Source organism: Mesorhizobium sp. RCAM 06353, assembly GCF_059683585.1.
The window spans coordinates 2,166,883-2,177,500 of sequence record NZ_CM185031.1; the positions used below are offsets into that span (position 1 = coordinate 2,166,883).

Genomic DNA, 10,618 nt, shown 5'->3' on the forward strand with positions numbered 1-10,618 from the left:
GGCCCTCATCATGGTCAATTTGCCCCGCGATCGTATGGATCAAGTCGTCAAGCGTTTCGAGATGCTCGAAGCGCAGATGTCGGCCGGACCGGCGCCGGATGCCTATGTGAAGATGGCATCGGAATATGCCGAGCTGCAGGACATGGTGGCCAAGGTCAGGGAATTGCGCTCGGCCGAGCATGAGCAGGCCGACCTCGAAGCGATGCTCGCCGACAAGGGCACCGACGCCGAGATGCGGGCGCTGGCCGAAGCGGATCTGCCCGGGGTGGAGGAGCGCATCGAGGCGCTGCAGAAGGACATTCAGGTCCTTCTGTTGCCCAGGGATGCCGCCGACGACAAGAACGCCATCCTTGAAATCCGTGCCGGCACTGGCGGCGATGAAGCCGCGCTTTTCGCCGGCGACCTGTTTCGCATGTATGAGCGCTATGCCGCCGAGCGCGGCTGGCGGTTCGAGACCGTATCGGCCAGCGACGGCGACGCCGGCGGTTTCAAGGAAATCATCGCCACCATTTCCGGCCGGGGGGTGTTTGCCCATCTGAAATTCGAATCCGGCGTGCATCGCGTGCAGCGCGTGCCGGCGACCGAGGCCAGCGGTCGCATCCACACGTCGGCTGCGACCGTCGCCGTGCTGCCGGAAGCGGAAGAGGTCGACATCGAGATCCGTGCCGAGGACATCCGCATCGACACGATGCGCGCCTCGGGCTCGGGCGGCCAGCACGTCAACACCACCGATTCTGCAGTGCGCATCACCCATTTGCCGACCGGCATCATGGTGGTGCAGGCGGAAAAGTCGCAGCACCAGAACCGGGCGAAGGCCATGCAGATCCTGCGCGCCCGGCTTTATGATCTGGAGCGCAGCAAAGCGGACGAGGAGCGTTCCGAATCGCGCAAATCCCAGGTCGGCTCCGGCGACCGTTCGGAGCGCATCCGCACCTACAATTTCCCGCAAGGCCGCGTCACCGACCATCGCATCAACCTGACGCTCTACAAGCTCGACCGGGTGATGATGGGCGAACTCGACGAAGTCATCGACGCGCTGATCGCCGATCACCAATCGAAGCTGCTGGCCGATATCGGTCTTGATGGCTGACCCGCTGCCCGAGGCGCTGGCGCCGCTGCTGCGGGAAGCGCGGGCCAGGCTTGCGGCGACCGCGGTCGATGACCCGGCGCTCGACGCGCGCCTGATCGTGGAACATTTTTCCGGCACGACGCGCACGCAGGCCGTTGCCGAACCCGAACGCAGGATCGACAGGAACGCCATCGCCGCGATCGACGCCGCCCTGAGGCGCCGAGCCGGTGGCGAACCGGTGCATCGCATCCTCGGCTACCGCGAATTCTACGGTTTGCGCCTGGCGCTGTCGCCGGAAACGCTGGAGCCGCGGCCGGATACCGAGACGCTGGTCGAGGCGGTGCTGCCTTTCGTCAAGGCAATGGCCGCGCGGCAAGGCGCCTGCCGCATCCTTGATCTCGGCACCGGCACGGGGGCCATCGCGCTGGCGCTGCTGAGCGCGGTGCCGGCCACGATCGCCACCGGTGTCGACATTTCCGCCGGCGCGCTGGCAACGGCGGCCCGTAATGCCGGACAACTTGGGCTTGGCGCCCGGTTCACGGTACTGCAGTCGGATTGGTTCGAAAAAGTTTCCGGCCGATACCATGTAATTGCCGCAAATCCTCCCTATATACCCTCACAAGACATTGGAAATCTGCAGGACGAGGTCCGCGATTTCGACCCGCGCCTGGCCCTGGATGGCGGTGTGGACGGGCTGAACCCCTACAGGATCATTGCCGCCGAGGCGGCACGGTTTCTTGAAGCCGAAAGCAGGATTGCGGTCGAGATCGGCCACACGCAACGCGACGAGGTTACGGATATATTCAAGGCGGCAGGTTATGCATCAGCCGCTGCTTTCCGCGATCTCGGCGGAAACGACAGGGTTCTTGTCTTTCAATGGGGATAAGCCTTGACGCACAGCGAAAAAACCGCTTGGCAATACCAGGGAATGCGGCTAGGGTCGCCGCAACCGGATGAGACGAAGCAGGCAGTGCTCTTAGCGATTCGGTCCTCCTTGGAAATAGCTGCCTTCTTGCGCAAACGACGCCCAAGCTTCGTGCGGGAATCGTCCGGCAAGTGATGTAACCGGAACAGGATGGCACGTGGCGCCAACGCAATTGATGCGGGCGAACGCCGGTGAAGAAACCAAACGGCTGGCTGCATGAGCGCCACCGTTCGTGACGAGTTTTTCAAAAATTTCAAAATGAAGAGAGTCGAATGAGGCCACAACAGCAGAACAGGCGCATGCGCGGTCGCAACAACAATGGCGGCGGCGGTGGCAACAACAATAACAACAACAACAACCGCAAGGGGCCGAACCCTCTGACGCGCAACTACGAGAGCAACGGCCCGGACGTGAAGATCCGCGGATCGGCTCAGCAGATCGCCGAAAAATACGCCACCCTGGCCCGTGACGCGCACAGCTCCGGCGATCGGGTCATGGCGGAGAACTACCTCCAGCACGCCGAACACTACAATCGCATCATTGCCGCCGCGCAGGCGCAGATGCCGATCCAGAATGCGCAACAGAATCGCGATGATTTCGACGATGACGGCGACGAGGATCGTGACGACTTCGACAATTCCGGCAACAACAGCAACAATGTTTCCGATGCCCAGGTTCCGGTAGCCAACCATGGCGCCGGCCCGCAGCCGGTCATCGAAGGCACGCCGGCCGAGGTCGCGCTGAACCGGGAAAACAGTCGCGACAACCGAGACAATGGCGGGCGTGACAATGGTGGGCGCGACAACAATGGCGGGCGCAACAACGGCCGCGACAACAATGGCGGGCGCCATCGTGATCGTCGCCCTAATGGCGGCTACGGCCAGAACGGCCAGCGCGACTTTGCTTCGTCCTCCGATCAAGGTGGCCAGCAGCGCAACGAGGCCCCGGTCCAGGCAGACGCACAGGCAGAGTCCGCTTCACCGGTCGAGATCGTTGCGGCAGCCGAGCCGGCTCCCCTGTTCGAGAGTTTCTCGCCAGCGGCTCTTGCCGCCCAGGCCGAGCTCAACGAGGCGGCCGCCGAGAGCGGTGCTGCCCGTCGCCCGCGCCGTCCGCGCCGCCCGCGCACAAACGCCGATCAGGTCGATGGCGGTAGCGACAACGCCGATGCGGGCGAGGTGGCAGCCAGCCCCGTCGACAGCGGCAATGCCGAGCCGGTGATTGTCGATATCGACAACTGATCGAACAGCACTTCAAAACGTTGAACGGCGGGGAGAAATCTCCGCCGTTTTCGTTTGGGCTGACGTGGAATATTATGCATTGACCGATATCAAGGCGTCTTGAGACGGCATGGCCCATGCACCATATCTCGGCTGAACAGGATCCGGCTCAAATGGGCGGATCCGTCACCGCAATCTGATCCGGTGCCGCAAAGCGGGCCGGTGATGGAAGGAGACAGATATGAACCTTGAGAAATACTCCGAGCGCGTGCGCGGCTTTATCCAGTCCGCACAGACTATGGCGCTCTCCCGCAATCACCAGCAATTCACCCCTGAACACATTTTGAAGGTGCTCGTCGACGATGACGAGGGCCTGGCCGCGTCGTTGATCGAGCGTGCCGGCGGCAATGTCCGCGACGTCAAGCTTGGCGTCGAGACGGCACTCGAGGCGATGCCGAAAGTCGAAGGCGGCAACGGCCAGCTCTATCTGGCGCAGCCATTGGCCAAGGTGTTCTCGACGGCGGAAGAACTGGCCAAGAAGGCCGGCGACAGCTTCGTCACCGTCGAGCGGCTGCTGCAAGCGCTCACCATGGAGAAGTCGGCAAAAACCGCCGACATCCTGGCCAAGGCCGGCGTCACCGCGCAGGCGCTGAACCAGGTCATCAACGATGTCCGCAAGGGCCGCACCGCCGATTCGGCGAGTGCCGAGCAGGGCTATGACGCGCTGAAGAAGTACGCGCGCGATCTCACGGCTGATGCCCGCGCGGGCAAGCTGGACCCCGTGATTGGCCGCGACGACGAGATCCGCCGCACCATCCAGGTGCTGTCGCGGCGCACCAAGAACAATCCGGTGCTGATCGGCGAGCCGGGCGTCGGCAAGACGGCGATCGCCGAAGGCCTGGCGCTGCGCATCGTCAATGGCGACGTGCCGGAATCACTGAAGGACAAGCAGCTGATGGCGCTCGACATGGGCGCGCTGATCGCCGGCGCCAAATATCGCGGCGAGTTCGAGGAGCGGCTGAAGGCCGTGCTTTCGGAAGTCACCTCGGCCGCTGGCGGGATCATCCTGTTCATCGACGAGATGCACACGCTGGTCGGCGCCGGCAAGGCAGATGGGGCGATGGATGCGTCGAACCTGTTGAAGCCGGCTCTGGCGCGCGGCGAACTGCACTGCATCGGTGCGACCACGCTCGATGAGTACAGAAAACATGTCGAGAAGGATCCGGCACTTGCCCGCCGTTTCCAGCCGGTCTTTGTCGACGAGCCGACGGTGGAGGACACCGTCTCGATCCTGCGCGGCCTGAAGGAGAAGTACGAGCAGCACCATAAGGTGCGTATCTCCGACTCGGCGCTGGTGGCGGCGGCGACGCTGTCCAACCGCTACATCGCCGACCGCTTCCTGCCGGACAAGGCGATCGACCTGGTCGACGAGGCCGCCTCGCGGCTCAGGATGCAGGTCGATTCCAAGCCCGAGGCGCTGGACGAGATCGACCGCCGCATCATGCAGCTCAAGATCGAGCGCGAGGCGCTGAAGGTCGAGACGGATGACGCCTCGAAGGACCGGCTTGCCCGCCTGGAGAAGGAGCTTGTCGGTCTCGAGGAGGAATCGACCGAGATCACCGCCAAGTGGCAGGCCGAGAAGCAGAAGCTCGGGCTTGCCGCCGACTTGAAGAAGCAGCTCGACGAGGCACGCAACGACCTCGCCATTGCCCAGCGCAAAGGTGAATTCCAGCGCGCCGGCGAGCTTGCCTATGGCAAGATCCCGGAACTGGAAAAGAAGCTGAAGGAAGCCGAGGCCCAGGACGGCAAGGTCGGCATGGTCGAAGAAGTGGTCACGCCCGACCACGTCGCCCATATCGTCTCGCGCTGGACCGGCATTCCGGTCGACAAGATGCTGCAGGGCGAGCGTGACAAGCTGCTGCGCATGGAAGACGAGATTGGCAAGCGTGTCGTCGGCCAGGGCGAGGCGGTGCAGGCCGTTTCCAAGGCTGTACGCCGCGCTCGCGCCGGCCTGCAGGATCCGAACCGGCCGATCGGCTCGTTCATTTTCCTCGGGCCGACGGGCGTCGGCAAGACCGAACTGACCAAGGCGCTGGCAAGCTTCCTGTTCGACGACGACAGCGCCATGGTGCGCATCGACATGTCGGAGTTCATGGAGAAGCACTCGGTTTCCCGGCTGATCGGTGCACCTCCCGGCTATGTCGGCTATGAGGAGGGCGGCGCGCTGACCGAAGCGGTGCGGCGCCGGCCCTATCAGGTCGTGCTGTTCGACGAGATCGAGAAGGCGCATCCCGATGTCTTCAACGTGCTGCTGCAGGTGCTCGACGACGGGCGTCTGACCGACGGCCAGGGCCGCACGGTCGATTTCCGCAACACGCTGATCATCATGACGTCGAACCTCGGCGCCGAATATCTGGTCAATCTCGGCGAGGACCAGGATGTCGACGCCGTGCGCGACGAGGTGATGAATGTGGTCAAGGCGTCGTTCCGGCCGGAGTTCCTCAACCGCGTCGACGAAGTGATCCTGTTCCACCGGCTGCGCCGCAAGGACATGGACCGCATTGTCGAGATCCAGCTCAAGCGGCTGGAAAGCCTGCTTGTCGATCGCAAGATCACACTGTCGCTGGATCACGAGGCGGTCGAGTGGCTGGCGGCCAAGGGCTATGACCCCGCCTATGGCGCGCGGCCGCTGAAGCGGGTGATGCAGAAGGAACTGCAGGATCCGCTGGCGGAGAAGATCCTGCTCGGCGAGATTCTCGACGGCTCGACTGTCAAGGTCACATCCGGTTCCGACCGGCTGAACTTCCGGTCGAAGCCGACAGTCGTCGCGACCGAAGCGGCGGCCTGATTCAACGCCGCGCGTGCAGGCTGGACGCGCGGCGTTTTCATAGTGATGGTGGGGGGCGGATGACGCTGGACGACTACAACGGCTTCTGCGCCTCGCTGCCCGCGACAAACCATGTCGTCCAGTGGGGCGGCGCCCATGTCTGGAAGGTCGGGACCAAGGTGTTTGCGATCGGCGGCTGGGATCAGGGCCAGCAGCTCTTCGTCACCTTCAAATGTTCCGACATGGCCTATGATGTGTTGAAGGAACAGCCGGGCTTGCTGCCCGCGCCATACCTTGCTTCGCGCGGTATGACATGGATCCAGCGTCGGACAAGCCAGAGCATGGATGATGCTGCGCTGAAGGACTATCTGTGCGAGAGCCATCGCCTTGTCGCCCTGAAGCTGACCAAGCAGGCGCGCAAGGAATTGGGGCTCGCCCCAAGCTAGCTGATATTCGTCGATACGCCGGAATCCGCCATCTTCATGCCCGGTTCATGTTGGAACCATATGGTGGGGTAACTGGTTTGCTGGCGAAGGGGTTCGCCAAAGAACAACGCCGAGCGGCGGCAATTACGGACCGGAGAGTTTGGCCACGATGTTCCGCACGATCTTCGCCCTTTCGGCGCTTGCCGCCGGGCTTGTGTCTTCTGCCGCGATTGCCGCGCCGACACAGGACAACGCACCAAGAGTTGCCCGCGCCGCCAATGATGGCGGCATTCTTGTCGCGCAGGACGGAAATCTGGACATCTACTACGACGCCCGCGGCAACCGCGTCATCGTCGATGCCGATACCGGCAAGGTGATCGCCATCCAGCCGCCGCAGACACGGCTTGACCGGCGTGCGCTGCGCCGCGAGACAAGGTTGCGCGAGTTGGGCCGCGCTCCCGCCGACGATGATCGCTACTATCTCGACGATCCGGAAGACATGGCGCGGTTCCGCCGCAAGCAGTTGGAAGAGGAAGGCCGGGTCATCCCGCCGCCGGCCGATGAATACGATCCCAATAGTGATAATTCCGTAGAGGCCTATCCGCCGGCGCCGCAGGACGACGGCAGTTACGATAACTATCCCGACGCGCCGCAGCCGGCAAAGCCAGGCACCATCAAGCGCAAGCCGCTCAACGAGGCCTCGATCGATCCGACGCAGCCGGACGTGGAGCAGACCAATCCGGAAACGCAGGCGGCCCTGCCGCCGGACACCAGCGGCAAGGCCGCCGTCGATCCGTCGCTGTCGCTGGGAGCCCGCCAGGATGTCGCGGCATTGCAGGTCCTCCTCGATCGGGGCGGTGCTTCGCCCGGCGTCATCGACGGTCGCTTCGGCTCGAACGTCGACAAGGCTTTGGCCGCCTATAACCAGATCACCGGCAGCAATCTGAAATCGACCGACTCGGTCGGCATCCAGGCAGCACTGGCACAATCCGGCGGCGATGCTTTCGCCAGTTACACCATCACAGCCGAGGATGCGGCCGGCCCCTATGTCGCCTCGATCCCGGAAGACTACAGCCAGAAGGCGCAGCTCAACTGCATGTGCTACACCTCTGTCACCGAGGCGCTGGCGGAGCGCTTCCACATGGACGAGAACTATCTGAAGTCGATCAACAAGGGTCTCGACTTCAATAGCCCCGGCACGATCATCAAGGTCGCCAATTTCGGCAAGCTGGTCTCGACACCGGTCGCGCGCATCGTCGCCGACAAGACCAAGAAAGAAGTCTACGCCTACGATGCGGGCGGCAAGCTGGTCGCAGCCTATCCCGCGACCATCGGCTCGGCCGACACGCCGTCGCCCACCGGCATCCACGCCGTGTCGCGCATCGCGCTCGACCCGAACTACACCTACAACCCGAACATCAATTTCAAGCAGGGTCAGAACGACAAGATTCTGACCGTTCCGCCGGGCCCCAACGGACCTGTCGGGTCGGTCTGGATCGCGCTCGACAAGCCGACATACGGCATTCATGGCACGCCGGAACCGTCGAAGATCGGCAAGACCGAAAGTCATGGCTGCGTGCGCCTGACCAACTGGGACGCGCGCGAACTCGCCAAGCTGGTGTCGCCAGGCGTCACCGTGGAGTTCGTCGGCGGACCTTCAGCCGATGACGTTGCGCAGCAATGAGCCGCGCAGCGCAGCGGCATAGATCAACTGCACGACCAGAATGAAGCCGACACTGAGCAAAGGGTTGATCAGGCAGAGTAGCGCGCCGACCGCCCACAGGATCTGCGCCTTGACGATGCGCAGATAGACCGTGCGCTTCGTTTCGGCGTCGACATCTTCCGCGACAAAGCCGTTCTTCTCCGCATAGCGCCAGCTGGCGAACAAGGTGAGGCCTAGCATCAGCAGGTTGAGCCAGTAGACCAGTACCGCGGTCCTGAATTCGAGAAAGTCGGCCAGAAGGTCGGTCGAGAACGGCAGCAGGGCGATAAAGGCAAGAAAGCAGAGGTTCAGCGTCGCAAGCCGCCGGTCGGATCTGGCGATGAGCCCATGTTGCGCCTGCTGGCCGAACCAGAAGATGGTCAGGGTCAGGAAACTCAAGGCGTAGGTCAGGAAGCGCGGCGCGAGGGCCGCGATGGCGGCAAGCAGATCGTGCTCGGAATGGACAGCCTCATGCGCCGGCACCCTGATCTCGAGCACGATCAGCGTGAGCGCGATGGCGAAGACGCCGTCGGTGATGCCGACAATGCGGCCGCGCCCTTTCGCCGATGCTTCAAGAGGACGCTTCATCGGTTTCTCCCGCCTGCCGCCTTCCAGAAAACTTAGCATGACTGCCGCCGTTTGCATCCGGCGTGTGCGCATCCTGGCCAACTGGCTGGTTTCAAGGACTGCAAGCTGCTGGCCGGTTGTTGCCGGCGCGCTTGGGGTCTAAGCAGGGTGCCATGCATTCACCAAGCGAAGCCGCCGCCGTCCCGCTGACCAGCCCGGTTGCGAACGGGACGTTCTGTCCGCAATCGCAGCGGCGATTCGTGCTGATCGCGGCGATCCTGGCCTCGGCGCTCGGCTTCATCGACGGATCGATCCTGGCCATCGCCATGCCGGCGATCCGCGTCAACCTCGGTGCCAGCCTTGCCGAGGCGCAGTGGATTTCCAATGCCTATGCTTTGACGTTGTCGGCGCTGATCCTTGCCGGCGGGGCCGCTGGCGACCGGTTCGGGCTGCGCCGCGCCTTCGTCGCCGGCATTGTGCTGTTTGTCGCTGCGTCGCTCGCCTGTGCGCTGGCGCCGAACGCTGTCGTGCTGATCGCGTTTCGTGCCCTCCAGGGCATTGGTGCGGCGATCATGGTGCCGGGCAGCCTCGCCATCATCGCCAAGGCCTACCCGAAGAAAGAACGCGGCCGCGCGATCGGCATCTGGGCGGCCGCCTCCGCGTTGACCACCGCGCTTGGCCCGGTGCTCGGCGGCCTCGTGCTGTCGGTTTTCGGCGGCGGCATCTGGCGGGCGATCTTCGCCGTCAACCTGCCGCTCGGCCTGATCTCGATCTCTCTCTTGCTTGCCAAGATTCCGGCCGATGCACCGACGGAAAAACGCAGCCTTGATCTCGGTGGTGGCGCGCTGGCGACACTGGCCTTCGGCGCACTTGCCTATGGGCTGACCTCGATGAGCTCCAGCGGCGAGGGCCATATGGCAGGGCCGAGCATCGTCGCCGGCATCGTGCTGCTTGTCGTCTTCATCCTGTTCGAAAAGCGGCAGCGCGAGCCGATGATCGACCTCAGCCTGTTTCGCATCGGCGCCTTCGCCGGCGCCAATCTCGCGACCTTCTTCCTCTATTTCGCGCTGTCGGCCAATCTTTTCTATCTGCCGATGCTGCTGATCGCCGGCTGGGGGCTGAGCACGGCCGAAGTCGGCTTCATCTTCCTGCCGCTGTCGGCATCGATCGCGCTTCTCTCGGGACCGGTCGGCCAATTGTCGGACCGGATCGGGCCGCGTTTCCCGATCGCCTGCGGCAGCCTGATCGTGGCTTTCGCCTTCGCCGGGCTTGCCTTGCTCACCCACGCCGGCATCCACAATTTCTGGACGGGAACGTTTCCGCTGATGGCTCTAATGGGGCTCGGCATGGCACTGGTCGTGTCACCGCTGTCGACCGCGATCATGACAGCGGTGGAAGACAAGGATACAGGGGCAGCTTCGGGCATCAACAATGCCGTCTCGCGCATCGGCGGCCTGATCGCGGTGGCGGCGATGGGGTCGCTGGCCGCCTGGGTCTACGCCAATGCATTGGACGGGAGTGCGATATCAGGCGTGCCAGGCTTTGGCGAACCAGCGCCGACCGACCTTGCGCCGGCGCTCGATGCGGCAAGGCTAGCCGCCGGCGACGCCGCCTTTTCGGTGGTCTCTTCGGTGACGGCGCTGCTTTGCCTGCTTTCCGCCGTCATTGCGTGGACGACAATTTCCGGCTCGCCACTGCCTTGGTCGCGGCGCGCCGAATCCAGGCTGGACTGAAAATCCGACGGGTCAGCCTTCGATCTTGGCGCTGGCAACCTTCAGCGAATTGCCATCTTCCTGCTTCAGCAGATCGTCGATGCGCTCGCGCTCGCGCTTGAAGGCGACGAGGTCGTCGCCCTTCAGCACCTTGCCGACCGGCAGGCGGACGCG

Annotated in this window: 9 protein-coding genes (1 of these 9 cut by a window edge); 7 read left to right on the top strand and 2 right to left on the bottom strand. The window is 63.7% G+C overall.

The genetic code is table 11. From position 1 onward, the window contains the following. The first annotated feature begins 10 nt into the window (after positions 1–10). The 6 genes from prfA (at position 11) to AC56QX_RS10295 (ending at position 8,147) form a co-directional block, all read left to right on the top strand. Complete coding sequence (gene prfA, locus AC56QX_RS10270; protein WP_477440609.1) at positions 11–1,090, top strand: peptide chain release factor 1; 1,080 nt, start codon at positions 11–13, stop codon at positions 1,088–1,090. Continuing rightward, positions 1,083–1,955, top strand: coding sequence for a peptide chain release factor N(5)-glutamine methyltransferase (gene prmC / locus AC56QX_RS10275; RefSeq protein WP_497115703.1), 873 nt, complete (start codon positions 1,083–1,085; stop codon positions 1,953–1,955). The genes prfA and prmC overlap by 8 nt, the downstream gene beginning before the upstream one ends. Before the next feature lie 311 nt (positions 1,956–2,266). Then, positions 2,267–3,232 carry a DUF4167 domain-containing protein gene (locus AC56QX_RS10280; RefSeq protein WP_497115705.1) on the top strand — a complete coding sequence of 322 codons (966 nt, stop codon included), beginning with the start codon at positions 2,267–2,269 and terminating at the stop codon, positions 3,230–3,232. Positions 3,233–3,452: 220 nt separating this feature from the next. Beyond that, on the top strand, positions 3,453–6,059 hold the full coding sequence (gene clpB / locus AC56QX_RS10285) for an ATP-dependent chaperone ClpB (RefSeq protein ID WP_497115707.1): 2,607 nt from the start codon (positions 3,453–3,455) through the stop codon (positions 6,057–6,059). Positions 6,060–6,118: 59 nt separating this feature from the next. Then, positions 6,119–6,484 (top strand): MmcQ/YjbR family DNA-binding protein, encoded by a 366-nt coding sequence (locus tag AC56QX_RS10290; protein WP_497115708.1) that lies wholly within the window; start codon positions 6,119–6,121, stop codon positions 6,482–6,484. 148 nt (positions 6,485–6,632) lie between these two features. After that, positions 6,633–8,147 carry a L,D-transpeptidase family protein gene (locus tag AC56QX_RS10295; protein ID WP_497115710.1) on the top strand — a complete coding sequence of 505 codons (1,515 nt, stop codon included), beginning with the start codon at positions 6,633–6,635 and terminating at the stop codon, positions 8,145–8,147. Here the strand turns inward: AC56QX_RS10295 and AC56QX_RS10300 are convergent. Continuing rightward, positions 8,121–8,753: a TMEM175 family protein gene (locus AC56QX_RS10300; RefSeq protein WP_497115711.1), complete on the bottom strand. Its 633-nt coding sequence runs from the start codon at positions 8,751–8,753 to the stop codon at positions 8,121–8,123. The genes AC56QX_RS10295 and AC56QX_RS10300 overlap by 27 nt on opposite strands. 152 nt (positions 8,754–8,905) lie before the next feature. Here AC56QX_RS10300 and AC56QX_RS10305 point away from each other — a divergent pair, with 152 nt between their 5' ends. Next, positions 8,906–10,465 carry an MFS transporter gene (locus AC56QX_RS10305; protein ID WP_497115713.1) on the top strand — a complete coding sequence of 520 codons (1,560 nt, stop codon included), beginning with the start codon at positions 8,906–8,908 and terminating at the stop codon, positions 10,463–10,465. Positions 10,466–10,477: 12 nt separating this feature from the next. On the opposite strand, the gene AC56QX_RS10310 is transcribed toward AC56QX_RS10305, so the two are convergent. Further along, a protein-coding gene (locus tag AC56QX_RS10310) for a M23 family metallopeptidase (protein ID WP_497115715.1) crosses the window boundary here: on the bottom strand, positions 10,478–10,618 show its end. Its footprint extends 1,830 nt past the window's final position; only the last 141 of its 1,971 coding nucleotides appear in the window; the start codon falls outside the window, past its right edge — the gene reads right to left on this strand; its stop codon occupies positions 10,478–10,480.